The organism is Psychrobacter muriicola 2pS, assembly GCF_904846535.1.
Taxonomy (GTDB): Bacteria; Pseudomonadota; Gammaproteobacteria; order Pseudomonadales; family Moraxellaceae; genus Psychrobacter; species Psychrobacter aquimaris.
Map to the genome: position 1 here is coordinate 157,105 of NZ_CAJHBC010000004.1, position 24,225 is coordinate 181,329.

21 protein-coding genes and 3 tRNA genes are annotated in these 24,225 nt (G+C 44.4%); 13 read left to right on the forward strand and 11 right to left on the reverse strand.

Annotated features, from left to right (window positions below; genetic code table 11):
- Window positions 1–23 precede the first annotated feature (23 nt).
- The 3 genes from JMX93_RS07570 to crcB all read left to right on the forward strand — a co-directional run bounded on the left by JMX93_RS07570 (window position 24) and on the right by crcB (window position 2,158).
- A complete protein-coding gene (locus JMX93_RS07570) occupies window positions 24–512 on the forward strand; it encodes a c-type cytochrome (RefSeq protein ID WP_499204362.1) in 489 nt (162 codons plus the stop codon).
- Window positions 513–671: 159 nt separating this feature from the next.
- A complete protein-coding gene (tsaD, locus tag JMX93_RS07575) occupies window positions 672–1,730 on the forward strand; it encodes a tRNA (adenosine(37)-N6)-threonylcarbamoyltransferase complex transferase subunit TsaD (RefSeq protein WP_499204363.1) in 1,059 nt (352 codons plus the stop codon).
- Between the two features lie 56 nt (window positions 1,731–1,786).
- Window positions 1,787–2,158: a fluoride efflux transporter CrcB gene (gene crcB, locus JMX93_RS07580; RefSeq protein ID WP_443557513.1), complete on the forward strand. Its 372-nt coding sequence runs from the start codon at window positions 1,787–1,789 to the stop codon at window positions 2,156–2,158.
- Between the two features lie 83 nt (window positions 2,159–2,241).
- Here crcB and JMX93_RS07585 read toward each other — a convergent pair whose 3' ends face one another.
- From JMX93_RS07585 to potA, 4 genes are all read right to left on the reverse strand, one after another.
- A complete protein-coding gene (locus JMX93_RS07585; RefSeq protein WP_193011298.1) occupies window positions 2,242–3,132 on the reverse strand; it encodes a LysR family transcriptional regulator in 891 nt (296 codons plus the stop codon).
- A gap of 93 nt (window positions 3,133–3,225) precedes the next feature.
- Window positions 3,226–4,056 (reverse strand): spermidine/putrescine ABC transporter permease PotC, encoded by an 831-nt coding sequence (gene potC / locus JMX93_RS07590; RefSeq protein ID WP_443518554.1) that lies wholly within the window; start codon window positions 4,054–4,056, stop codon window positions 3,226–3,228.
- The gene (gene potB / locus JMX93_RS07595; protein ID WP_193011296.1) at window positions 4,056–4,934 is read right to left on the reverse strand and encodes a spermidine/putrescine ABC transporter permease PotB; all 879 of its coding nucleotides are present in this window, start codon (window positions 4,932–4,934) and stop codon (window positions 4,056–4,058) included. Before potB ends, potC begins: the two co-directional genes overlap by 1 nt.
- Window positions 4,934–6,196 (reverse strand): spermidine/putrescine ABC transporter ATP-binding protein PotA, encoded by a 1,263-nt coding sequence (gene potA / locus JMX93_RS07600; protein ID WP_499204364.1) that lies wholly within the window; start codon window positions 6,194–6,196, stop codon window positions 4,934–4,936. Before potA ends, potB begins: the two co-directional genes overlap by 1 nt.
- 405 nt (window positions 6,197–6,601) lie before the next feature.
- On the opposite strand from potA, the gene JMX93_RS07605 reads away from it, so the two are divergent.
- Both JMX93_RS07605 and gloA read left to right on the forward strand, forming a co-directional pair.
- On the forward strand, window positions 6,602–7,240 hold the full coding sequence (locus tag JMX93_RS07605) for a carbonic anhydrase (RefSeq protein WP_193011294.1): 639 nt from the start codon (window positions 6,602–6,604) through the stop codon (window positions 7,238–7,240).
- A 151-nt stretch (window positions 7,241–7,391) separates the two neighbouring features.
- Entirely contained in the window at window positions 7,392–7,973 is a 582-nt protein-coding gene (gene gloA / locus JMX93_RS07610) for a lactoylglutathione lyase (protein ID WP_314885370.1), read from the forward strand.
- 196 nt (window positions 7,974–8,169) lie between these two features.
- On the opposite strand, the gene JMX93_RS07615 is transcribed toward gloA, so the two are convergent.
- From JMX93_RS07615 to ribA, 3 genes are all read right to left on the reverse strand, one after another.
- Window positions 8,170–8,640 (reverse strand): c-type cytochrome, encoded by a 471-nt coding sequence (locus JMX93_RS07615; protein ID WP_426137716.1) that lies wholly within the window; start codon window positions 8,638–8,640, stop codon window positions 8,170–8,172.
- Window positions 8,641–9,019: 379 nt separating this feature from the next.
- On the reverse strand, window positions 9,020–10,015 hold the full coding sequence (gene hemF, locus JMX93_RS07620; RefSeq protein WP_443214915.1) for an oxygen-dependent coproporphyrinogen oxidase: 996 nt from the start codon (window positions 10,013–10,015) through the stop codon (window positions 9,020–9,022).
- A 30-nt stretch (window positions 10,016–10,045) separates the two neighbouring features.
- On the reverse strand, window positions 10,046–10,717 hold the full coding sequence (gene ribA / locus JMX93_RS07625; RefSeq protein WP_193011290.1) for a GTP cyclohydrolase II: 672 nt from the start codon (window positions 10,715–10,717) through the stop codon (window positions 10,046–10,048).
- Window positions 10,718–11,269: 552 nt separating this feature from the next.
- Here ribA and dxs point away from each other — a divergent pair.
- Both dxs and JMX93_RS07635 read left to right on the forward strand, forming a co-directional pair.
- Window positions 11,270–13,327, forward strand: coding sequence for a 1-deoxy-D-xylulose-5-phosphate synthase (gene dxs, locus JMX93_RS07630; protein WP_499204365.1), 2,058 nt, complete (start codon window positions 11,270–11,272; stop codon window positions 13,325–13,327).
- A gap of 347 nt (window positions 13,328–13,674) precedes the next feature.
- A complete protein-coding gene (locus JMX93_RS07635) occupies window positions 13,675–14,502 on the forward strand; it encodes an inositol monophosphatase family protein (protein WP_193011288.1) in 828 nt (275 codons plus the stop codon).
- A gap of 58 nt (window positions 14,503–14,560) precedes the next feature.
- Here JMX93_RS07635 and JMX93_RS07640 read toward each other — a convergent pair whose 3' ends face one another.
- Both JMX93_RS07640 and JMX93_RS07645 read right to left on the reverse strand, forming a co-directional pair.
- The gene (locus tag JMX93_RS07640; RefSeq protein WP_499204366.1) at window positions 14,561–16,000 is read right to left on the reverse strand and encodes a WS/DGAT/MGAT family O-acyltransferase; all 1,440 of its coding nucleotides are present in this window, start codon (window positions 15,998–16,000) and stop codon (window positions 14,561–14,563) included.
- A gap of 118 nt (window positions 16,001–16,118) precedes the next feature.
- On the reverse strand, window positions 16,119–16,943 hold the full coding sequence (locus JMX93_RS07645) for a thiazole synthase (protein WP_198332200.1): 825 nt from the start codon (window positions 16,941–16,943) through the stop codon (window positions 16,119–16,121).
- Window positions 16,944–17,104: 161 nt separating this feature from the next.
- On the opposite strand from JMX93_RS07645, the gene gspE reads away from it, so the two are divergent.
- Window positions 17,105–18,658: a type II secretion system ATPase GspE gene (gspE, locus tag JMX93_RS07650; RefSeq protein ID WP_499204367.1), complete on the forward strand. Its 1,554-nt coding sequence runs from the start codon at window positions 17,105–17,107 to the stop codon at window positions 18,656–18,658.
- A 160-nt stretch (window positions 18,659–18,818) separates the two neighbouring features.
- On the opposite strand, the gene JMX93_RS07655 is transcribed toward gspE, so the two are convergent.
- On the reverse strand, window positions 18,819–19,307 hold the full coding sequence (locus tag JMX93_RS07655; RefSeq protein WP_499204368.1) for a RidA family protein: 489 nt from the start codon (window positions 19,305–19,307) through the stop codon (window positions 18,819–18,821).
- A 120-nt stretch (window positions 19,308–19,427) separates the two neighbouring features.
- Entirely contained in the window at window positions 19,428–20,129 is a 702-nt protein-coding gene (locus tag JMX93_RS07660) for a DUF4442 domain-containing protein (protein WP_443557492.1), read from the reverse strand.
- A 345-nt stretch (window positions 20,130–20,474) separates the two neighbouring features.
- Between JMX93_RS07660 and JMX93_RS07665 the strand changes: the two genes are divergently transcribed.
- The 5 genes from JMX93_RS07665 (at window position 20,475) to JMX93_RS07685 (ending at window position 24,139) form a co-directional block, all read left to right on the forward strand.
- A complete protein-coding gene (locus tag JMX93_RS07665; RefSeq protein WP_499204369.1) occupies window positions 20,475–21,935 on the forward strand; it encodes an McrB family protein in 1,461 nt (486 codons plus the stop codon).
- A 12-nt stretch (window positions 21,936–21,947) separates the two neighbouring features.
- Window positions 21,948–23,531, forward strand: coding sequence for an McrC family protein (locus JMX93_RS07670; RefSeq protein WP_499204370.1), 1,584 nt, complete (start codon window positions 21,948–21,950; stop codon window positions 23,529–23,531).
- A 243-nt stretch (window positions 23,532–23,774) separates the two neighbouring features.
- A tRNA-Pro gene (locus JMX93_RS07675) sits at window positions 23,775–23,851 on the forward strand.
- Between the two features lie 96 nt (window positions 23,852–23,947).
- Window positions 23,948–24,024 (forward strand) — tRNA-Arg (locus JMX93_RS07680).
- A 39-nt stretch (window positions 24,025–24,063) separates the two neighbouring features.
- Window positions 24,064–24,139: transfer RNA gene (locus tag JMX93_RS07685), tRNA-His, on the forward strand.
- Window positions 24,140–24,225 lie beyond the last annotated feature (86 nt).

Here is a 24,225-nt window from a genome sequence, read left to right on the forward strand (position 1 = left end):
AAATATCGAATAGAGGTGTGACCATGATGAATAAACGGCAGCGTATGAATAAACTGACCTTATCTGCAATCAGTTTGAGTGCGCTATTATCAATAACTGCTTGTAGTGGTGATAATGCAGCGGTTGAAGAGCCTGCAAATGTCAATAAACCTGCCGATACAACTGTAGTGGTAGAAGACACACCTATAGTCGAACCTGTGGCAGATGCCGAGACGACGGTCATTGAAGACGAGCCAGTGCAGGAACTCTCTGCTGAGCCAGAAGTGTTGGCTGCGGATGCAGGTGCCAAGCTCTATGAGACCAACTGTAAGGTTTGTCATGAAGGAGGGCTGCTGAACGCGCCGAAATATGGTGATAAAGCCGCATGGGAGCCGCGTCTAGCTAAAGGCACAGATACGCTGCACATGCATTCGGCAAAAGGCTTTAATAAGATGCCAGCCCAAGCCACTGATAAGGTCAGTGAAGCCCAAGTTTACGCGGCTGTAGATTACATGATTGAAGCAGTTAGTTGATACGGTATATTAAGATATATTGACCATTGAAATTTGTTAAACTGACCGTCATTGTGACTGACAATGGCGGTTTTTTTATGCACGTTTTTTGGCACGCCCTAAAAGATGGCAACGTTGTAAAAAATAATACGCAGACCAAAGTATGATAAAGGCAAAAATATGAAAGTATTGGGTTTAGAGACTTCTTGTGATGAGACAGGTCTGGCGATTTTTGACAGTGAGCAGATGAATAGTGACAATCAAGGGCTGGTTGGACAAGTCCTGTATTCACAAATAGAGCTGCACGCACTGTATGGCGGCGTTGTGCCTGAGCTTGCCAGCCGCGATCATATTCGTAAGTTGGTGCCTTTGCTTAATGAGTTGCTAGAGCAGTGTAATGTAAAGAAAAGCGAGATTGATGCCATTGCTTATACCAAGGGACCCGGACTCATTGGCGCTTTGATGACGGGCGCATTATTTGGGCGCAGTTTGGCGTATGGTTTGGATATTCCTGCCATTGGTATCCATCATATGGAAGGACATCTGCTAGCACCGCTGATGGGTGCCAACCCGCCAGCCTTTCCTTTTGTCTCGTTATTGGTATCTGGTGGTCATACATTACTCATCGCCGCACGTGGTGTTGGGCAATATGAAATATTGGGTGAGTCGATTGATGATGCAGCAGGTGAATGCTTTGATAAAGCCGCCAAAATGCTAGGTTTGCCTTATCCTGGTGGTCCCAATATTGCCAAATTGGCTGAAACAGGCAATCCGACTGCTTACAATTTGCCAAGACCCATGCTACATCGCGGATTAGATTTTTCTTTTAGCGGGATGAAAACGGCCGTGCATAACCTTATTAAAGATACAGATGGTTCAGGAGGCTCAGGGAATAGCTCTGATAGCGATCCACAAGTTCGCGCTGATATCGCCGCCAGCTTTCAGCATGCAGTCGTTGATACGCTGGTGAAAAAATGCGTCAAAGCACTTAAGCAAGTAGAAATGAGCCGATTGGTAATTGCGGGCGGTGTTAGTGCCAACACTCATTTACGTGAAACCTTGGAGAGTGAGCTTGCTAAAATAAATGCCACTGTGCATTATGCGCCGCCTGCGTTATGTACTGATAATGGGGCGATGATTGCTTATGCCGGTTATGAGCGCCTGCAAGCAGGACAGTCTGATGATTTGGCGGTGAGCTGTGTGCCGCGTTGGCCGATGACTGAGCTACCAGCAGTGTAAAGATGGCTTTGCTCAATACTATATCCGTTAACCTTCATTAAACCTAAGGATGAGCTATGCAGTGGCTTGCTATTGGACTAGGGGCTGCAATAGGTGCTTGCCTGCGGGCATGGTTGGCTCGCTTTAATCCGCTACACAGTTGGATACCACTGGGCACGCTCGGTGCCAATCTCTTAGGCGGTTTTTTGATAGGACTGGCATTGGTATGGTTTGAACGCGTGGGCAGCAGTTTATCGCCCAATGTCAGACTATTTGTGATTACCGGTTTTTTGGGCGGATTGACCACTTTTAGTACTTTTAGTGCAGAAGTTTTTACCTTTATCAACGCTGGTAAGTTATTAGCAGGTTTGGGATTGGTCGGGCTACATGTGGGATTGACGTTACTAGCAACTGCTATCGGATTTTACTTTTTTAAGCTGGTTTTATGAAAATGTAGATTATGAAAGTATAGATAAAGACATAAGACTCAGGCACGTTGACTATTTACCACGCCTCACTGTTAAACAAACCACTACAACGGTTTGACTATCCCTTCTAATAAACTCGCAAATCCTTGCATATAAGCAGTATCTTGACTCGATGTGCGCGTCGCAGCATAGAGCTGACAATACACGCCTGTACCCAATGGACGCGAGACGACCCAGCCTTTTTTCTCATATTCAGCGACTACCCAATCAGGTAACGCTGCCACACCGCGTTCACTAGCAACCAACTGAATCAGCATCGCCGTCAATTCTGTGGTACGAATGCTATCAAAGCTCACCTGTGCTGGCGTCATAAAGTTGGCAATAATATCGAGGCGCTTGGCTTCCACTGGATACGCAATCAGAGTTTCATTGGTCAAATCATCCGGCTCAATAAATTTCTGCGCCGCCAAATCATGCGTTGGTGATAGCACCAAGCGACTTTCATATTCAAATAAGGGCTGATAACTGATACCGTCTATCGGTAAATCGCTGGTGGTAATGAGTAAATCAATATCACCTTCCATCAATAAGTGGTGTGGTTCTGGCTCAAAGCCTGTCGCAAAGTCCAGCTCCACATCAGACCACTCACGGCGGTAATGATTGAGTATCGGCATTAGCCAATCGAAGCAACTGTGACATTCAGAGGCTAGCCGTAATCTACCCGCTTGACCATGGGCCAAGCGCTTAAGGTTGGATTTGGTGCGAGTCACTTGTGGCATGATGCTATCTGCCAATGCCAGTACCGTTTTACCTGCTGGCGTAAAAGTGAGCGGGCGTGTTCGGCGATTGACCAAGCTGATATCGTAATAATTTTCCAGCTCTTTTAACTGATGTGAGACTGCAGACGCCGTGACGTGCAACTCATCGGCCGCCGCTGCCAGTGAACCATGTGCTCGCAGCGCGGTTAAGGTATTGAGATGACGAAGCTCTAACATAAGACAACCTAACTGCTAAGATGAGAAAAATTCATTATAATCGATATAGCGCTGAATTTCATTCAAATTAAGTGTTTAATCGGCGATGCACAGTTAGCGTCGACGTAATAATAGCTGCGAAATAATGACCAATATCAGCGAGGCAACCAATAAAATGGTACCAATGGCATTGACCTCTGGTTTGAGTCCTACCCGTACCATCGAATAAATTCGTAGCGGTAAAATCTCATAACTAGGGCCGGTGACAAAGGTAGAAACCACCACATCATCTAGCGATAAGGTAAAGGCCAGTAGCCATCCTGCCATCACTGCAGGCAGAATGACGGGAATAAGCACCGTACGTACCATCGTTGATTCATTGGCACCCAAGTCGCGTGCAGCTTCCATCAAGCGTTCATCGAGACTGCTTAATCGTGCAAACACCGTGATGACTACAAACGGTAAGCAAAAAGTAATATGCGCTAATAACAGCGAGACAAAGCCTAATTGCAATCCTATCAATAAGAATAATGCTAATAATGAAATAGCGAGCACAATTTCAGGTGACATCATCAATACGAATAACAGCCCATTTAGTAAGCCTTTACCGCGAAAGTTATATCGATGTAGCGCGAGGGCGGTCAGTGTCCCTATCAAAGTTGAGACGGTGGCTGCGACCAATCCTAATACAATAGAATGCCAAAACGCATCGAGCATCGCTTGGTTATTCAACAGCGACTCATACCACTTTAAGCTAAAGCCGCCCCAGTTATAGCCGATTTTGGATTTATTAAATGACATGACGACTAGGACGATAATTGGCAAATACAGCATGGTATAAATGAGGCCAAGATAGCCTTTAGCCGCGATGCTGCCAATCTTAATAGACGCTCTTTTTTTAGTCGTCGAGCTATTCAGTTGATGATTCAGTGAACTATCAGACATTAGGCCACCTCATTAAAGTCAGTCTTGCCAATGCGGCGACTACTGGCACGGTAGGCGAGTAATAGTACCGCCATTGCTAATGTCAATAACACGCTGGCGGCTGCTCCAAATGGCCAATCACGCGCATCCAAGAACTGGTTTTTGATGATATTACCGACCAATAAATTGCGTGAACCGCCCAAAATATCTGCGACGTAAAACATACCCATCGCCGGCAGCAGAACCAATAATACCCCTGAGATAATGCCAGGCGTCGTCAATGGTAATACGATATGCCAAAAAGTCTGGGCTTTCGACGCGCCTAAATCCTGTGAGGCGAGTAGCATGTCATTGCGCAAATCGGTAAATACGGCGTATAACGGCAACACCATAAATGGGAATAATAAATACGTCAAACCAGCAATCACCGCCCCTTGCGTATATAAAATATCGATAGGAGCATCGATGACACCTATCGCCAGTAGGGATTTATTAATCAAGCCGTTATTGGCAAACAGTAACTTGAGTGCATAAGTACGCACAAGAGAGTTGGTCCAAAATGGTAGGATTAACAGCATCATGAGCAGCGGCTGCCAACGCGTTTTGGCTTTGGATATCAGCCAGGCAAAAGGGTAGCCAAGTAACAAACAGATGATGGTCGTGATGCCTGCCATCCATAACGAATGAATAAATACACCGAAATATAGCGGGTCAATCATACGTATATAGCTGTCGATGCTGACAGGCAAGCTAATAAAAGCACTGCTATCGCGGGTCAAAAAACTGACAGCGATGACCAAGATATTTGGTAATAACGCAAATATCAGTAACCAACCCCAAATCAGCCATAGCGTTGCGGTACGAAAAGGACTTTTGCTGCCTAAGCTAGGACGTGCCATCAGCTAATATCCTTTTGAGCCGGTAAATTGGCAGATTGACGATTTGCCTCATCATCAAGCGTACCGTCTTCTGGTAGTACCCACTCCCAGCCATCGACCCACGAGACTTTGACGCCTTCATTTAACTTGTAATCAAAGCTTGGGTCATCCTCATCAAAAAATTCGGAGGCCTTAATAATATGACCGTTTGTTAATTCAATGATGGAATCTAAGGTGCTGCCTTTATAGTTGCTTTCAATCACTCGCCCGAGTAAGCCACCATGTTCTTTATCATTGGGGTCATAAATACGTAAATCTTCGGGACGTAGCAATAAATTGACGATATCGCCCACTTGTACATCGTTAGCAAAATTAGGACGGCGTAGATTGCGTAAGGTAGTCGGGCCATCTTGCGCTTGTGCTTCACAAACTTCGACTTCGATACGGCCATTGGTCACGCGACCGTCGCGATCTGGTTGCTCAGGGTAAACGCCTCTGACTTCCGCTTTAAACAAATTGGTCTCACCGATAAACTTGGCGGTAAATAAATTCGCGGGCGTTTCATAAATCTCAATAGGCGTACCGATTTGCTGAAACGTGCCGTCTTTCATCACTGCAATACGATCCGACATCGATAGCGCTTCCTCTTGATCGTGGGTGACAAAGACAAAAGTGATGCCAAGCTCTCGTTGCAGCCGTTTAAGCTCAGATTGCATTTGTAAACGCAGCTTATGATCGAGCGCAGATAGTGGCTCATCAAGTAGCAACAGTTTAGGACGATTGATGACCGCCCGTGCAATGGCGACACGCTGCTGCTGACCACCAGACAAGTCTTGTGGTCTGCGGTTGGCTAAATGCTCCAGCTGTACCATGGCCAGCATCTCACGCACGCGGGCTTTTATCTCATCTTTTGGTACTTTCTTGAGTTTGAGCCCATAAGCGACATTTTGCGCGACACTCATATGCGGAAACAAGGCGTACTGCTGAAACACTGTGTTCACGGGACGTTTATCCGCTGGCAAGCCTGCCATCTGCACGCCGTCTAGATAAATTGCTCCAGAATTTGGCTGCTCAAAACCGGCGATTAGGCGCAGTAATGTTGTTTTACCACAGCCTGATGGGCCAAGCAGCGTTAAAAACTCACCGTGCTTGATGTCAAGATTGATGTCTTTTAATACTTCAGTTTGATCATAGGTTTTTTTTAGACCAGTCAGTTGCAATAGTACCTTGTCATCGGGAGATGACACAGAGGTTCTGTGCGTATTGGGCGGTGAATTGGTCATAATGTTTGTTCCTACGTGTCCGACATCGCAGTACAGCTATTTATTTAGGACACTGTCGTCAAGGTGATTTGATATGGGTATCAGCGATGGGTACAAACCCAGTCTGGTGGCCGCGTATTATAACAAACCCTTGATATAAATTAGTGCAAGTTCGTTATAAGTTACGCGAGTCGTATCGTCATGGCAGCGATAGCTACTTCTATATTTCTAGTGATACAGGCTTTTGTATAATGACATTTAAACAAAATTTTTTATCATTTTTTGGCTTTTATTCCTATACAATTACTTTGTGGCCGACAAATATAATGAGCCTGATAGGTTAGTAGCCATTCGAAAATCTATGTTTGAATACATGTATGTAAAGCTGTTTATAACTCTTATATTATTGATAATAAAGGATATCTGATGCCTACCGATATACGTCCAACAACAGGTCAAGAAGCGCTTGAGCTTTTAAAAGAAGGCAATATGCGCTATATAGATAGCCTGACCACCACTGACCCAACGATGCAAAGACGACCTGAGTTGGTTAAGGATCAAGATCCATTGGCCATTATTCTGGGTTGCTCGGATGCACGTGTACCCGTTGAGATTGTATTTGATCAAGGCTTGGGTGATTTGTTCGTTATTCGAGTCGCGGGCAATGTCGTTGCCCCTTCACAGATTGGCTCGATTGAATTTGCAGCCGAAAAGTTCGGTACGAAGTTGGTGGTCGTGCTTGGGCACTCACATTGCGGCGCGGTCACGGCTTGTGTCGAGACGCTGATCAATCCTGAGAAAAATTACTCGCCCAATTTGCAGTCGATTGTCGATCGTATTCGCCCAAGCGTCTATAACTTGCATGAGCTTGCAACTGCCAATGGTCAAGACGTCGATGCAGACGAGTTGGTGGATCGTTCTATCCGTGCCAATGTACGCATGTCAGTTAGCCAGCTCAAACATGGCTCACGGGCGTTAGAGGACTTAACCAATAGTGGTCAATTGCTGGTCGTTGGTGCGGAGTATGATTTAGAGACGGGCAAGGTACGTTTCTTAGACAGCTAATTCATCGGTTAAATGGGTCGTGGTAAGTGTGCGCTCTTACAAAACCCTCTCAATGCTTTCGCAATTTTTTATTATGATAAAAGGGTCAAGCGCGTAAAAATATTCACGCGCTTGTTTTTAAACTCTCTATTTTGTCAATATTAGGATAATTATGTCTATATTAAATACTGGCTCAGCCACCGATAATAATAACGAATCACTTATCGCGCAGCCGCCGAGTAGCGTAAATACTGATGGTGTTCAGCCTATCTCAGCACAGACGACAGGTTTTACTTTTAACCACACCATGCTACGGGTAAAAGATCCTGTCAAGTCGTTAGCGTTTTATACTGGTGTCCTTGGTATGACTTTGCTGGCGGTAAAAAAATTCCCTGATATGGGTTTTGATTTGTATTTTTTAGCCAAACTGACCGAAAGCGAGCGCGACAATTTGCCTGCGGGTGATGATTTGGAAATCTTTGCATTCCGTCAACGCGGTATCTTAGAATTGACCCATAATTATGGTACCGAAACGAAGGCTGACTTTAGCTATCATGATGGTAATGGTGAGCCACAAGGGTTTGGACATATCTGCTTTAGTGTACCTAGTCTCGCTGAATCGGTTGCTTGGTTTGATAAAAATAATGTCGAATTCAAAAAACGTCCAGAAGATGGCAGTATGAGAAACGTTGCCTTTATCAAAGATGTTGATGGCTACTGGATTGAAATTGTACAAGCAGATTTAATGGGCTAGCTTTACCCGCTGATAAGCCTATATGTCAGTTGGTCCAGTCAAATAATCAATTAATCGAGTGGATGTTACAGCTGCGACAGAATAATTTACTTAGCGCGTGATTTTAAAGAACAGTCTTTAACACAATATTTTCGAAATAAAAATCCGCCATATCAAATGACATGGCGGATTTTTTATGGCATCAATTTAGCAAGATTTAGTCAGTTTTGGCTTTAAAATCAGTATGACATGATTTACAGCTGGCACCAACTTGACCAAAGGCTGGTTTGACATCGTCGATGCTAGTGGCTGTTTGTGCAGCAGCGTTCAGCTCAGCAGTGACTTTTTGGAAGTTTTCTGCTTCTGCACGGAAACCATCGGCATTCGACCAAACGGCATCAGTGGCATTACCAACGGCTTCTTTATTTTCAAAGTGACTCCAAGGCGTAGCAGCGTTTTCTGCTAAAAATGCAGCTTGCTCTTTGAATACGGCGGCATCAAAAGTATCAGGTGCTTTCATCATATCACCCATGACGCCCATCGCATCACCATAGCTTTTCATACTATCTTGACGGGCTTTTACGTCAGGGTCAGTGGCAGTGCTACACGCCGTTAGACCTAAGGCGGCTGCCATCAATGTGATACCAAAGATAGATTTTAATGATTGGTTGGTATGAACCTGTGCCATGTGAATTACTCCTGTAAAATTGGCTAGTAGTAGGCGCGCTTATAAACGCTGGCTTTACATACTGTTTTTAAATAACAGCCTTTAAAGGCTTCTTCTAAACACTGCTTTTGAATAAAGCGTATTGTTATAAAAATTACTCCATGATCTTTTGGAAACGCATTCGCTTCTAAAAGATTTTTCCAACAATAGTTCTTATTGTAACGGTTATCTATGCAGTGGTCGTAAATTTAGTTGTTATATCATCGTAATTTTTGAGTCAGTGATCGTCGTTCATATCAATTTGCGCTCATATAAAAAGGTCAGCGTTGATAGCCGACCTTCTTGATATTCTCTAAAGGCAAGCTAGTAGATGCCTTTGTCTTTATTATATTCACACAAACTATAGAGTCAACCAATCGCGTGGTTTTAGATAAAAATCGGTCAATGCAAACTCAGGCGAACCTTCAGTCGGCTCAAAACGATAATGCCAGCTAGCAAGCGGTGGCATGCTGACTAAGATGGACTCGATACGACCATTACTTTGTAGTCCAAATAGAGTGCCGCGATCATAAACAAGGTTATACTCAACATAGCGACCACGGCGATAAAGCTGAAATTCGCGCTGTGCTTCGGTATAAGGGGCATTTTTACGCTGCTCAAAGATGGGTATGATACCGTCAAGATAACCGTTGCCGACCGCCTTCATAAAACTAAAGCAGGTTTCAAAGTCCCAGCCGCGACTTTCCGTATTGACATCATCATAGAATAAGCCGCCGATACCGCGCTGCTCATCACGATGACGTAAGTGGAAATACTCATCACACCATTGCTTAAAATCAGGGTAGACGCTGTCACCAAAAGGCGCGCACAGATCATGACAGACTTGATGCCAATGCACGCAATCAGCGAGTACGGGATAAAATGGCGTCAAATCAAAACCACCACCAAACCACCAAATAGGGTCTTCGCCCTCAGCTTCAGCAACGAACAAACGCACATTGGCATGGCTGGTTGGGACGTTAGGGTTTTTGGGATGGACAACCAATGAGACGCCCATGGCTTGGGCTTTACGACCAGCGATATGGGGATGACGTGCAGTGGCTGAAGCAGGCAAGTTATGTACGTGAATATGACTGAACATCACACCTGCTTTTTCAATCACGTCACCATCTGCTAGGACACACGAGCGACCACCGCCGCCTTCAGGGCGTTCCCAGTCATCAGGAACAAAGGTTGCATTACCGCCACCATCGCGCTCTTGCGCTTCTAAGGCTTGACAGATACGAGCCTGCAAATCGACCAAAAATTCACGCACACGCATGATGTCGTCATTGGCTGGCGTTGTTAATTCTGCCGCTGGCAGATTTGGAAGGTTATCACTATTTGGAATACTCATAAAATATCTATTTATTTAGTGTATTGATGTCTATTTATTAAGGTGTAACGCGGTATTGAAATCTTTGTCTAATAAATGCCCCATGCGGTCACGCTTGGTCGCTAAATATTCAGCATTCATATCGTTCACCCCAACCAATAAAGGCACGCGTTCCACGACATTAATACCGTGCTCGGTTAGATAAGCCACTTTGTCTGGATTATTGGTGATGAGTCTGACGGCGTCAACACCAATATGAGCAAGCATCGGCCCGCACATATCATAAATGCGCGCATCAGCGGGTAAGCCCAACATGAGGTTGGCATCTAAAGTATCATGACCTTGGTCTTGCAGGGCGTAAGCGCGAATCTTATTGGTCAGGCCAATACCGCGACCTTCTTGGCGTAAGTATAATATAGCCCCGCAGCCAGTCTCTTGTATTGCTTGCATCGCCGTGTTGAGCTGCGGCCCACAGTCACATTTTAATGAGCCAAAAGCATCGCCCGTTAAGCACTCTGAATGAATGCGAATCAATGGAATGGTTTTTTCTGCTCGCGTGGTGTCCGTTTGACTCGGTGAGCTATCCGCCGTATGTTGATCGACGACAGGTAGACCGACAGTCAGCATCACATGTTCTTGACCTTCGTCGTTTTCGAAGATATGAATATCAAACTCGCCGTGACGAGTAGGTAGTTTGGCACTAGTAATAAATTGATATGACATTAATGTCCTGCATAAGCCGATAAGCGTGGCGGTAGAGGGTCTTTTTTAACCATATTAAAACAGCGATGACATCCTAGCTGTATGATGAAAGTAGGATGATGCCAGTATAATCCGTTTGTAAATAGTGCATGCTGATTGTCTTTTTTATAAAAACACACAAAGTTCACAAACGACGCACGATGATTAAAGCGACAATTAAAAATAAATGCTATTATGCCATACTATTTTGACGGATACAGTGACAAGTCTTTGCCCTTACATTACTATGTCGTCACTAACATCCGATATTGATGCAGAATAATCAGGCATAATATTACCCCTTGTTATGAAAGCGTCAGAGCAATGTTCCATCGCTGTCTATGACGGTAGCGTATGTGCTATTCGGCGGCGCGCAGCTATTTATATGTTGATATAAAGGCTGCCTGAATAAATTTATGAACAGTTATATGGTCGATTACATCAATAATGGTGTAGATATTATTGACGTCACTTAGTTAGCATTATGCGCTAAGAGGCTGTCTTGTCAGCAGATTGGTAGGTATCGTACGGTTTATGCAGCAGTCACCTCATTTCCCACAGTCTCAGTCCGTATCTATGCCAGCTGTCGATTCTGCTGCCCAGCTGTCGAATCTACAGCAGACTTATACTGTGATTCCACGCGTCCGTCCTGATACGCCTTTGCTGGATAGCATTGCAGCGCCAGCTGATCTTAATACACTGACAACCGCTCAACTTATCACGTTGGCTGATGAGCTGCGGCTATTTCTATTGTATTCAGCAGGTCAAAGCGGTGGGCATTTTGGTGCTAATTTGGGCGTGGTTGAATTGACCATTGCGCTGCATTACTTACTAGATACGCCGCAAGATCAAATCGTTTGGGACGTGGGTCATCAAGCCTATGCTCATAAAGTCTTGACGGGTCGCCGTGATCAGTTGGCGACGATCCGCTCGAAAGATGGCTTGACTGCTTTTCCTGAGCGTGCAGAATCCGTTTACGATACTTTTGGCGTTGGTCACTCATCGACTTCAATCTCAGCTGGTTTAGGCATGAGCTTAGCACTGCGTTATCAAGGTCGCACGCAAACCGTTGCTTGTATCATTGGTGATGGTGCAATGACCGGCGGTATGGCATTTGAAGCGATGAATGATGCGGTGCAACAAGATGCGGATTTATTGGTCATTTTAAATGACAACGATATGTCGATTTCTTGTTCTATCGGTGGTTTTTCACGGCATTTAGCGATGCTGTGGGAGTCAGGGTATCAGGTCGATATCTCTGATGCAGGCGAGCCAGTGCTCTGTCAGCGCCCTGATATGCAAGGCTTTGATCGCCGTAAGCGTCACAAAGAGATGCGCGATGTGCCGCAGTTAGAAGACAATTTATTTAAAGCGATTGGTTTTACCTATTTTGGTCCGTTTGATGGTCATAATATCCCTGAGCTACTGCGGGTATTGTCACTTGCCAAGCAGATGAAAGGCCCTGTTTTAGTCCATATTTATACCACCAAAGGCAAAGGTTTTGCACCAGCTGAATTAGACCCAGTTGGCTATCATGCTATCAGCAAGCTTCCTGTCGACGTCAAGAATGATACTCAGGCTGTCGCCACAGAAAAATCAGTGTCCAACACCAAACCTGCGTTAAAATACTCGCAAGTATTTGGGCAATTCTTATGTGATAAGGCCGCTGAAGACGATAAGCTGCTTGCCATCACACCTGCCATGGAAGAAGGCTCGGGGATGATTGATTTTGCCCGTCAATTTCCAGAGCGTTTTTTTGATGTAGCCATCGCTGAGCAACACGCCGTCACATTGGCTGCTGGGATGGCAACCCAAGGCGTTAAACCGGTTGTGGCGATTTATTCGACGTTTTTGCAACGGGGCTACGATCAGCTGATTCATGATGTGGCTTTGCAAAATCTTGATGTGATGTTCGCTATTGATCGTGCTGGCCTAGTCGGTGAAGACGGTGCAACGCATGCAGGCGTATTCGATTTTGCTTTTTTACGCTGCGTGCCCAATATGCTGATTGCCGCGCCGAAAGATGAAAACGAATGCTACCATTTACTCAATACGTGCTATGAATATCAAGGCTGCACGGCAGTACGCTATCCGCGCGGTGTTGGTACTGGTGCAGTTATCTCATCGCCGGCACAGACTTATAACATTGGCGAGGCAGTGGTAGAGTCGGTATTAGGTAGTGATGATGCGCCTAAAAAGTTGGCGCTACTAGCATTTGGTACCATGGTTGCGACGGCTCAGCAAGCGGCCGAAAGCTTGATTGACAATGATATAGAATCAGGCTGTCAGGTACATGTCATTAATATGCGCTGGGTAAAACCTTTAGACACTGAATTATTAGAAAAGCTGTTAGAGCAAGGTGTTACACACATCGCGACCCTAGAAGAGCATATGATTATGGGCGGCGCGGGCAGTGCGGTAAATGAGTATTTGCTTAACGAATCGCCAGCCTTTAAAAATAACCGCCCCGCCATTATTAATATCGGTATTCCAGATCGCTTTGTCGCCCATGGCTCACAAGCGGAGCAAATGGCTGATTGTGGTTTAGATGTTAAAGGTGTGGTAAGGCAGCTGAAACAGTTGCTATCGTAAGTTATATCTTTAAAAATTTTTTAAGTTTTTTAGCTGTCATTTGGACAGAGTGTTGGTTAAATAGATAAAAGCTCGATCGATAGAGCGAACGCCTACTTAGTCGTAGGTGCTGACTTTTTTACAACTTACGCAGTTTGTGATGACCACCAAAATTTGGGTTGGTTTAGCGAACGTCATGGTTTTTTTCGTTTTTTATCGAACAATTTTAGTATAATGCGGTCATCGCTTTTAAATGGCGCATTTTTTTAATCGTATAAATACAGTGTGATGCGGCGGCTGATTGGCATGTTGTGGGCACAGAGTTAGTCTTATTTTTTATATTCATTCATCAAGCAAATAGGTTATTTATGGAACCCATGGTCGTCATCGCAGCACGTACTGCTGAAAAAGTTGGTAAAGAGATTTTATATGCGCATCAAAACCGCCACAAAATCGAGTTGGATATTGAGTCAAAAGGGCTTGATGGATTGGTTACGCGTATTGATCGCTTCAGCGAAGAGCTGACGATTGAAACCCTAAAAGCCAGCTATCCAAATCATTCGTACTTGGGTGAAGAGTTTGGTATGCAAGAAGGTCGCGGTGAAGATGCGGATTGGTGCTGGATTATTGATCCGCTAGATGGCACCAAAAACTTCGTGCATGGTGTGCCGCAGTTTTGTGTGTCTATCGCTGTGCAGCATAAAGGCGTGACCCAACATGGTGTGATCTATGATCCTGTCCGTGATGAGATGTTCTCTGCTAGTCGTGGTAAAGGCGCACGTTTAAACCAACGCCGTATCAATGTTAGTGAGCGCAAAACCATTGACGGTGGTTTATTTACTACTGGTCATCCGCTTGAGCGTAAACGTAATGGTGAAGTCATTTCTTATGCCAAGCAGCATTTTGAAAGCTTGCAAAAGATCTCTGAAGCAGGCGGTCAAGTGCGTCGTTTAGGCTCAGCTGCGCTTGATTTATGCTATGTTGCTGCAGGTCGTTTTGACGGTTATTTTGAGATGTCTATCAAGCCTTGGGATATCGCAGCAGGTGAGCTTATCGTGACCGAAGCACGTGGTGTGGTGGTTGACCATACAGGCGCGCACAACTCGATGACTTCAGGCTCTATTTTTGCTTGTAACGTTAAGTTATTGAAGCCATTGATGCAAGTGGTTGTCCCAACATGGGGTGACGTGTTTTAGGCAACACCTAAGCTAAGCATAATCAGTGAGACAACTTAACACTAAAAAGCTGGTTCCGTTATGGAGCCAGCTTTTTTGTTTTATCATTTCCTTTATAGCCACCTCTATCTTCAACCGTAATGCCTTGGAACTTAAGCGCTTTACTGGTGGCTTCCAACAGTTGTAACTCTTCTTCAATAAGCGTAAGCATTTCTTGTACATGCGGTAGTGCTTTACTACAAGCAGTAATCCCAAATTCAATCTTATCTAAATAACTAGCAAGGGTAATGTTCATCGCTTGACCGTTGAATACGATAGACGCAGGGTACAACGATTGCAAACGAGCGCCATTCCAATATAGAGGTTTTTCAGAACCAGGAACATTAGAAATAATCAGGTTAAATGCCTGTTTTTTGGGAAACAGTCCAGTCAATAAATTAACGCCTTCCCAGGCATATGAGACGATACTATAGTTGATTACTTGTGCTTGGTTCATACGCCGAAAGCGGCGTTTGCCATTATTCATACTGCGATGAATCAGTTTGATACGGCTCAATGGATCGTCTAAATGCGTACCCAAATTGGCCAGTACAAAGGATAGTTGATTGCCTGCCACACTATCATCCGTACGCAGCGACATCGGTACAAAAGCAATGAGAGGTTTGCTAGGTAAAGCATCTAAAGATATGAGATAGCGACGAATGGCACCAGAACATACAGCAAGCACCACATCGTTTTTACTAATATTCAGTCGCTCAGCAATATCGTTAAAACGCTGAATATCATAAGACTGTGCGGCTATGCGCCGTGATGCTGAGATGCGTTTATTGAGCACACTCATCGGCGCATCAAAGGTACCGACATAGCTGTCATCGCCATAATTCTTCAAATTATCCAGCAGTTCGGTAAATACAGGCTTAATGGTAGATATTTGCTCTTTGATGATGCGTAATGCGGAGCGCTCTTTGGGTAAAATCGCATCGACTTGATTACGATGGCGTGCCATTAACGACCAAATTGGTAGCGTTACGGGTTCTGTCGGTGATTGTGATAAAGACTTTTTGACAAGGCGCATGGCAGCAATGCCATCAACCAACGAATGGTGAATTTTGAAATATAGGGCAAAACGCTCAGGGCCGCCTTCGTTTTCTGGTTGAATACCTTCAATAACATGACATTCCCACAGCGGCATGGCACGATCTAACAGCCGACCATGCTCTCTTGAAACATACATCAACAACTCGCGAACCCGTGCAGGCTTCGGTAAAGCAACATGATGCAAGTGATGTTCAACATCGAAGTTTTTGTCTTTTTTCCAAAATGCCAAATGCTCAAGCACTTGGTTAAAAGGAAAGGTAGGCGACACATCAGAATCTTGCATCTGTTTGACCAATTGACAAACAAAACCGCTATCCGAATTTTCTGGCAATTCGAATAAGAATAGACCTCCAACATGCATGGGCTGTTTACGCGACTCAAGAAGTAAAAACAACTGGTCGACTGCTGTGAGAAGCCGCATAATAAATCCTTTTATGACAATAAGTTGAGTAAGTATAACTTCACTTTTTTTCTTATTATTTTATAGCTGACTTTTTATGAAATGCTATTAACTCAATCATTGTTATTAAATTTAATAGCTATTGAAAAAAGTACCCTGTTTGTGGTGAGCTGGCAGTCGCCATTTTGCGCATTGGCATACGACCCGCCAAAAATGCCTCTCGTCCCGCCCAGATGGCATGTTTCATGGCATGAGCCATCATGACTGGATTTTGCGCATTGGCAATCGCTGAATTCATCAGTACGCCATCACAGCCAAGCTCCATAGCCAGCGCTGCATCAGAGGCCGTACCAACGCCTGCATCAACCAATACGGGTACTTTGGCATTTTCGATAATCAGACTGAGGGTGTGACGATTCAGTAAACCAAGACCTGAACCAATCAAGCTCCCAAGTGGCATAATCGCCACACAGCCCATACTTTCTAATTCTTGAGCGACGATAGGGTCGTCTGAGGTATAAACCATCACCTCAAAACCATCATCAATTAATACTTTGGCTGCTTTTAGCGTTTCCATCACATTCGGATAAAGTGTTTTTTCATCGCCCAATACTTCAAGCTTAACCAGATTATGCCCGCCTAACAGCTCGCGAGCAAGCTTACAGGTACGAATGGCAGTCTCGGCATCGAAACAACCGGCAGTGTTGGGCAAAATAGTATATTTATCGGGGGAAATCACATCAAGTAGATTGGGCTCACTGCTGTTTTGTCCAATATTGGTACGACGAATAGCAACAGTGACAATCTCTGCTGCCGAAGCACCAATGGCGGCGCCCGTTTCAGTCATATCCTTATACTTACCTGTGCCGACCAACAGTCGAGAAGAAAAGGTACGACTCCCTACCGTAAAAGTATCTTGTAAAAGGGGAGTCGGATGAGTAGCAGTGCTAGTGTTCTCTGACATAACTGAAAATCCTAATGGCGAGTAAAACAAAATGCTATTATAACAAAATCATGCAATCTTACTTGTAGTGTTTTTCGGTTTAGCCAGTTAAGCATAATACGTTTGCCACGCTTTGACACGAGTTTCTTTCTGAGTTTATCTTTATTTATCAGGTCGCCTTTATGATGCAACTGCCGTACAGTTTTGCGAAACGCCATCAGATTTTGGTCATCCTTGCCATGGATCCTGAGCTGCCAGCAACTTTGGTGCTAACCAAGGCCACGCCATTATCAGCGATTAATGAGGCAGTGCGATTTTTACAGCAGCAAGGTGTACGCGGTATACCCACTTATGAAAGCATCAACTCCGATGACTTTGAAAAGCGCATGAATGCCGCTTATGCAGGCAATACTGGTGAGTCGCAGCATATTGCCGCTGGACTCGAAGACCATCCCGATCTTGATAGTTTGGCAGATAGTGTCCCTGAAACTGAAGATCTGATGGATCAACAAGACGATGCGCCTATCATTCGTCTCATCAATGCGTTGTTGTCCGAAGCGATACGTTTAAATGCCTCAGATATCCATATTGAAACCTTTGAAAAACGTTTGGTCGTCCGCTTTCGTGTCGACGGTGAATTAAAAGAAATCATTACGCCAAAACGCCAATTAGCGCCATTATTGGTGTCACGTATTAAAGTCATGGCCAAGCTCGATATCGCCGAAAAGCGTGTGCCACAAGATGGACGTATCAGTTTAAGGCTAGCAGGCCGTGAGGTTGATGTGCGGGTATCGACATTGCCATCGAGCTTTGGTGAGCGCGTGGTCATGCGACTGCTTGACAAGCAAGCTGGTCGCTTGAATATGACGTATTTAGGGCTGTCTGATAACGATTATACTGAGCTAAAACGCTTGATTCATCGCCCACATGGCATTATTTTGGTGACAGGACCGACAGGTTCAGGTAAAACCACGACGCTATATTCAGCACTGACCGACCTCAATGACCAAACCCGCAATATCTTGACCGCTGAAGATCCGATTGAGTTTCAGCTCGATGGCATTGGACAAACGCAGGTTAATAATAAAGTCGATATGACTTTTGCCAAAAGTTTGCGTGCGATGTTACGCCAAGATCCAGATGTGGTCATGGTTGGTGAGATTCGCGATTTAGAAACGGCAGAAATTGCCGTACAGGCCTCTTTGACAGGGCATTTGGTATTGTCAACTTTGCACACCAACACCGCCATTGGTGCCGTCACGCGTCTGCAAGATATGGGCGTTGAGCCATTTTTATTGTCGTCATCGCTGATTGGTGTCGTCGCCCAGCGCTTGGTACGTACTTTATGTACGCATTGTCATGGTTGGCAAGTGGCTGATAGCGAACAGGCTAAATTATTCACTGAGATTGGTATTGTGCCAGTTTCAGAGAATGGCGCTAAAGTTTTGACAAGTAAACCTATCAATCTACCCAAACCAGTTGGCTGTGATAAATGCAATCAGTCAGGATTTAAAGGGCGGACGGCAATATATGAAGTGGTGCCCGTTGATGATACCTTGCGCCGTATGATTCATAGTAATACCGCTGAGTATGAGCTAGAGGAGTACGCACGTCAGCAGACACCGTCGATTCGTGCGGATGGGCTACATAAAGTCATTGCGGGTCGTACAACGCTAGAAGAGGTGCTACGCGTGACGAAAGAGAGCGCCTTAGTTGATGACACGATACTTGTATAAAATGCCTAGAATACATTGGTGATGGTTTAATCTACCTCAGATAAAAGGTCTGCATAGCAGGTAAAAAAATAACTGGCTATGGTAGCCAGTTATTTGATGCTCATCTTTTACTGCTTTCAATGCTTCAGTGCTCTTAATACTTTAACGTGTTACGTCGTGATTATTTTGCAGCGATGCATTCAACTTCAACACTGGCACCTGCTGCCAATTCAGCTACGCCAAAGGCTGAACGTACCGGATAAGGTTTGGCCAATTCTGCTTTATAGACTTTATTAAAATCGTCAAAGTCATCCATGTCTGTCAGCATCGCCATACATTTGACGATGTCTGATTTTTGATAGCCGTATTTTAACAAGGTTGCATTAATATTATCCAATGCTTGTTTGGCTTCGGCTTTAACACCACCTTTCACCAATTTGCCACCTTTAAAACCAATTTGTCCAGACATATATAGCGTATCGCCCACACGTACTGCTTCTGAAAAAGGATAATTGCCACCATCACCAAGAAACACAGGGCTAGATTTAGTTATATTTGTGGTATTTGACGTTGGCGCAGCATTAGCTGTCATGGTAAGACCTAGTGAGCACGCGCTCACTAGCAAAGCCTTAGTTAAATGGGCGGTCAATTTATGGGTAATCTTGGACATCGTTGTCTCCTTATTATAAGTTTATTTTTTACGATTTTTCTAAATGCGCTATACAAATTTAACAAACATAATGTCCCATCAAACTAGATGGCACATTATGCCTTACGTATTCTTAACCAGTTATTGGTCGTTTTGCTTGGTTGCGGCTTCGGTTTTAGATTCAGTGTCAGATTCTAGCGGCTTTTCGCTGGTTTTGCCTTGACGGCGTGCTTCTAATTCAGACTTAGGTATCCAAGCCCATGTCATCTCAACCACGATAGGGTCACGATCACTGTCAGACTCACGGTCATGAATGACGCACGGAATCACCATTTCACCTTTTGGTGTATTTAGGATATCTAAGCGCTGCTCATCCGATAAAGACGCCACTGCTGCAATTTGGCCCTTTTTAATCGGGCGATAAAAATTAACTGAGTACGATTTAATTAATAGTACGCGGTCAGAGGGTAGGTTTAAACCCAAAATAAAACCGGTCGCTGTTTCGGCAAGTAACGTAATGGCGACCGCATGAATAGAGCCAATATGATTTTGCACTGCTTTGGTGTTATTTAAGCTCACGATGACTTGGTTGGGTTCGACCGTTTCATAATAGACGCCCGTTGTGCCTACATATGGAACCACTTTACCAAAGGCTTTGGATAAAATGCTCGAGCGTGCGCTGGCAGGTAAGTATTTGGTAATAGATAACAGCTTGGTGAATTGATTGCTGATTGGCTTGAGCGTGCTGTTAGGTTTTTCGACGGGCGATCTTGTGCTGTCAGAGGCTTTGGCTGGCAATTTATTGGTTAGCTTGCTAGGGAGTTTTTTTAATAATCCTGACATACAAAATTCCTTAATGTAGATAGATTAAATGGCGCTTTGGGTGTTATATATTTCATCATAGCAGCTGATAGGATGTCTATTGTGTAAGCTGCCATGCTCACTATGGTACATTAACTGTCGTCTGCCTACTATTATTAGCATGAACTGTTGCGCTTATAAAATAGTACTAACGTAACGACATTTTGGGTGCTAAGAATACTGTTTATCAAAGCAATATCGTATCACTCAGATGCTTTGATAAACAGTGCTGCTGGATGCGATAGAGATAGCCACGTTATAATGATGAGATTTTAGCGTACCTTATTGATTATTTTTTTATTTCCTTTTTCTATGCTGGATGAAGCTATGCCTGACACGTCAATTCATGTGCCGACCAATATCATTTATACAGGCGTTGCTGGTACGGGGAAAACCTATCGACTGTTACAAATTGCTAAGCGGTATACCGATTATCTGCCGAGAGCCGATGAGGCAGATTTGTTAGGGCAGCTATTGCAAGAGCTTAGCTGGCGTGAAATCGTATGCTTGGTACTTTTGGATTTTCAATCTAAACACCAAGACTTGGTAAAAGTGCCTGAAATCGTCAATCATGCGTTTTTTGTCGCGAAAGCGGCGCAGAATGCACGTGAGAAAGGCTTAAGAAATACTGCGTGGGGAACGCTACAAGCGCATAGCCCTATAGACTCGAAGACCGTTAATGTTAAAAACCGTGCCAGCCAAGCCTATTTTGATAAAGACGAGGGCGGTGCGTGGTATTTGGTGCCAGAAAGCCTTGAGTTATTAACAGAGCTATCGCAGCAACTTGCCGAATTTCAGCAAGCGCAGCGTGATAACAGTGTCAACCAAAGCCAATCTAACCCAAATCAAGGTTTTAGCCAGCAGCGTTTTATCATGGTCAGCTTCCATCAAGCGTATGGCTATGAGGAGTTTGTCGAAGGCATTCGTCCTGTCATGGCAGCGTCCGATCATACAACGAGTAGCTCGTCTCAAATGAGTTACGCTATTCAAGATGGTGCATTTTTAAAACTGTGTCAACGGGCGGCAAATGATCCAGAGCAACGTTACGCCATCTTAATTGATGAGATCAATCGCGCCAACGTGTCACGAGTATTTGGTGAGCTACTTAGTTTAATTGAGCCAGACAAACGGGTTGGCATGGCAAACGCGATGACCGTTCATTTGGCCTATTCTGGACGGGCTTTTAGCATCCCTGCCAACGTCGATATTTATGCCACGATGAACACCCAAGATCATTCTTTAGCACCACTTGATATGGCATTACGTCGGCGCTTTCGTTTTATCGATTGTCCACCGCATCCCGAGTTATTACCGATGATTCATGTACCCCAAAACTCAGAAACTGACAGTCCAGCAGCAACGATAGATTTGGCAAAGCTATTAACCGGTTTGAATAATCGCATTATTCAAACATTGGGAATGGAAGCGCAATTGGGTCATGCTTTTTTATGGTCAGTGACTGATTTTGAACAATTGCAAGCGGTATTGATTGAACAAATCATTCCGCAGTTAATGCAAGTGACTGGCGGGCAAGAGGGTGCTTTGCAATATATTTTTAGAGATGAGCAGCAACCACTGCGAGCGCAGTTTATTCATGATAGCCACGCATCGATCAATAACAGTGTAAATGACCAAGTGAATGCTAATAGTCAAAATCAGCCGTTTACTGGTCAAAACGCATTTTTCGGTCAGTCTATGAGCACCGCTGGCTATAAGATAAATACCGACCTCATCGCGGGGGTAGGCGAGTTTGCCAAACCCGCTGTCTATCAACGTTTATATCCATAAGGGTGCTCAGCGTTGCTAAATAGAAGCTTCAATCATAAAAGCATAGCCCATAATATTAACAGTGCCGACGTTAACGCGCTTGATGCCAATACCATCACTGTGTTTGAACACCAGCGTCTGACAGCGCATGATTTCTTACAGGTGTCTGATTTTCATTGGTTGATGGCGCAAGAGTTTGCGGTATTTAGCATTAAGCGCAGACAAGGACAGTGGCAGTTAAAAGTAGGGCATTATATAGGGGTTATTTTACTGCCCAGCGGCATGACGCTTGAGATATTACCCAAACTAGCGGCAAACACGTCTAGAGACCAAGTCCCGCAGCAACCATGCCTTTCACATAATGCCAGTCATCACCTTGATATCAGGCAAACTCGCCAATGGGTGCAGGACATGCTATCGGATTTGACCAACAGCAGTCATTCCAAAAACAAGCTACCCAATACAAAAAATCTAGGCCAATTTAGCAGCCAACTTGCGGCGCTATCGATAGCTGTACTGCCATTATCAGATTGGCTTATCACGCAGTTTTTGCAGCGGCTCGCTCATTATCGACCAAGCAAGCACTATCAGACGCAGGTTGATAATCAAGCAGCGTTACAAGGTCGACTCCTTATCAAAGAGCAATTGCGCCGCAACAGTATGCAGCCGCATAAGTTTGTCTGTGAGAGCAGTATACTGAGCCAAGACATGCTAGGTAATCGGTTAATTAAGAGTACGTTGATTTTGCTGACGCCTTTATTTTTTCAATCAACGTTATCGGAAGCAGATGCGCCTAAATTTTTGCAGGCTTGGCAGCGAGTAGCTGCGTTGAGTTATCAAGAGCTGACACAGTTAGAGTCGATATACAAGCAAGCAAAGCGTCAGTTAGCCATTCAACCGCTTCGAGCGCCGCAACTACAAGCTGCTCAGCAGTTGTTAGATATGGCTTATTGGTTACTACGACAGTCCAATGTGGCAACAGGTAATGGTATTGCTCCAAATAAACCATTTAAGCAAAATCTGTCCTCTCCGTGTTTATGCTTGCTGATTGATATGAATCAAGCCTTTGAGCAATGGGCAAGCCTGCGCATTGCCTCGATGTTTCAGCAAGTGAGTCAACAATATCAGCCGTTATATCAAGCGCAAAGTATCTGGCTAACGGATGCAGAAGGGCGCGCATGTCTGTCTATACGGCCTGACTTGCTGATATATAAAACTGATGCTGATGATAATTGTCAAAATCAGAGTGGCACTGCGGTCATCGAAGCTAGAGGAAAAGGTCACTATAGCCATGTCATCGATATTAAATGGAAGCATTTATCGCAGACAGCTAGCATTAGTGCCAGTGATGCTTATCAATTGATGAGTTATGCTCAGGCCTATCAAGCAGGGCAGGTGTGGCTGGTTTATCCAGTACAAGATAATGAGCGGTTGCCAGTTGCGCTCAGCCAACAAGTGCATGATTATAAAAAAACTGATGGCCCTAACAATTATGATAATAGCCATAATGCTGCTGATGATGAGAAAGTGAGTCCTGCGCCATTGTGGCTTGTACCATTCAATGTTCTTACTGGTACGATAAACGGCGGCTTGCTTCCTGATTGGAATAGAGTATAATGAGCGCTGTCGATGAGTAAGTAGCACTTAGCATCGTGGAGAAAAGGATTTGTCATCGTGGTTTTTATGATAAATGAGCGTTTTTTAAATAATTTAGCAGTTTTTTTAAATTAATTAAAAATAGGTGTTGACACCATCGGCTTTTCCCCTTAATATGTGCACCTCGATAGCAAGGAACGTTAACAAGTTAGTTGCATTTCCAATAACGAGTTAATCAACAAACTATCGTGATAATAGAAATTTCGGAGTGTGGCGCAGTTTGGTAGCGCATCTGGTTTGGGACCAGAGGGTCGTAGGTTCGAATCCTATCACTCCGACCATCTATTTTTAAGAGCCTTACAGGCTTTTTTTTATGTATAATGGTTTAGTTTCTGATATATTTAAAACTTGCTTTAGTATATAAAAGTCCTCTAAGAGCGCCTGTAGCTCAGCTGGATAGAGCATCTCCCTTCTAAGGAGGTGGCCGCAGGTTCGAATCCTGCCAGGCGCACCATTTAGCCTGCAAATCTTGCCTCATCAGGCAATAGTTATGGCGGTTGTAGCTCAGTTGGTAGAGCCCCGGGTTGTGATCTCGGTTGTCGTGGGTTCGAGTCCCATCAGTCGCCCCATATTTTATTCTGCATTATCCTCTTCTTGATTTACCTCATTATAAAAACCTTATTATAAATAATAATACTTGCCATTTTTGGCTTTT

Coding starts and splice junctions, on each gene's coding strand:
- crcB (WP_443557513.1), top strand. CDS start 1,787: ATGCAGTGGCTTGCTATTGGACTAGGGGCTGCAATAGGTGCTTGCCTG.
- JMX93_RS07665 (WP_499204369.1), top strand. CDS start 20,475: ATGCCTGACACGTCAATTCATGTGCCGACCAATATCATTTATACAGGC.
- JMX93_RS07655 (WP_499204368.1), bottom strand. CDS start 19,307: ATGTCCAAGATTACCCATAAATTGACCGCCCATTTAACTAAGGCTTTG.
- gspE (WP_499204367.1), top strand. CDS start 17,105: ATGATGCAACTGCCGTACAGTTTTGCGAAACGCCATCAGATTTTGGTC.
- gloA (WP_314885370.1), top strand. CDS start 7,392: ATGTCTATATTAAATACTGGCTCAGCCACCGATAATAATAACGAATCA.
- JMX93_RS07585 (WP_193011298.1), bottom strand. CDS start 3,132: ATGTTAGAGCTTCGTCATCTCAATACCTTAACCGCGCTGCGAGCACAT.
- potA (WP_499204364.1), bottom strand. CDS start 6,196: ATGACCAATTCACCGCCCAATACGCACAGAACCTCTGTGTCATCTCCC.
- dxs (WP_499204365.1), top strand. CDS start 11,270: ATGCAGCAGTCACCTCATTTCCCACAGTCTCAGTCCGTATCTATGCCA.
- ribA (WP_193011290.1), bottom strand. CDS start 10,717: ATGTCATATCAATTTATTACTAGTGCCAAACTACCTACTCGTCACGGC.
- potC (WP_443518554.1), bottom strand. CDS start 4,056: ATGTCTGATAGTTCACTGAATCATCAACTGAATAGCTCGACGACTAAA.
- JMX93_RS07645 (WP_198332200.1), bottom strand. CDS start 16,943: ATGTCAGAGAACACTAGCACTGCTACTCATCCGACTCCCCTTTTACAA.
- JMX93_RS07660 (WP_443557492.1), bottom strand. CDS start 20,129: ATGTCAGGATTATTAAAAAAACTCCCTAGCAAGCTAACCAATAAATTG.
- JMX93_RS07570 (WP_499204362.1), top strand. CDS start 24: ATGATGAATAAACGGCAGCGTATGAATAAACTGACCTTATCTGCAATC.
- JMX93_RS07615 (WP_426137716.1), bottom strand. CDS start 8,640: ATGGCACAGGTTCATACCAACCAATCATTAAAATCTATCTTTGGTATC.
- JMX93_RS07605 (WP_193011294.1), top strand. CDS start 6,602: ATGCCTACCGATATACGTCCAACAACAGGTCAAGAAGCGCTTGAGCTT.
- JMX93_RS07640 (WP_499204366.1), bottom strand. CDS start 16,000: ATGCGGCTTCTCACAGCAGTCGACCAGTTGTTTTTACTTCTTGAGTCG.
- hemF (WP_443214915.1), bottom strand. CDS start 10,015: ATGAGTATTCCAAATAGTGATAACCTTCCAAATCTGCCAGCGGCAGAA.
- potB (WP_193011296.1), bottom strand. CDS start 4,934: ATGGCACGTCCTAGCTTAGGCAGCAAAAGTCCTTTTCGTACCGCAACG.
- tsaD (WP_499204363.1), top strand. CDS start 672: ATGAAAGTATTGGGTTTAGAGACTTCTTGTGATGAGACAGGTCTGGCG.
- JMX93_RS07635 (WP_193011288.1), top strand. CDS start 13,675: ATGGAACCCATGGTCGTCATCGCAGCACGTACTGCTGAAAAAGTTGGT.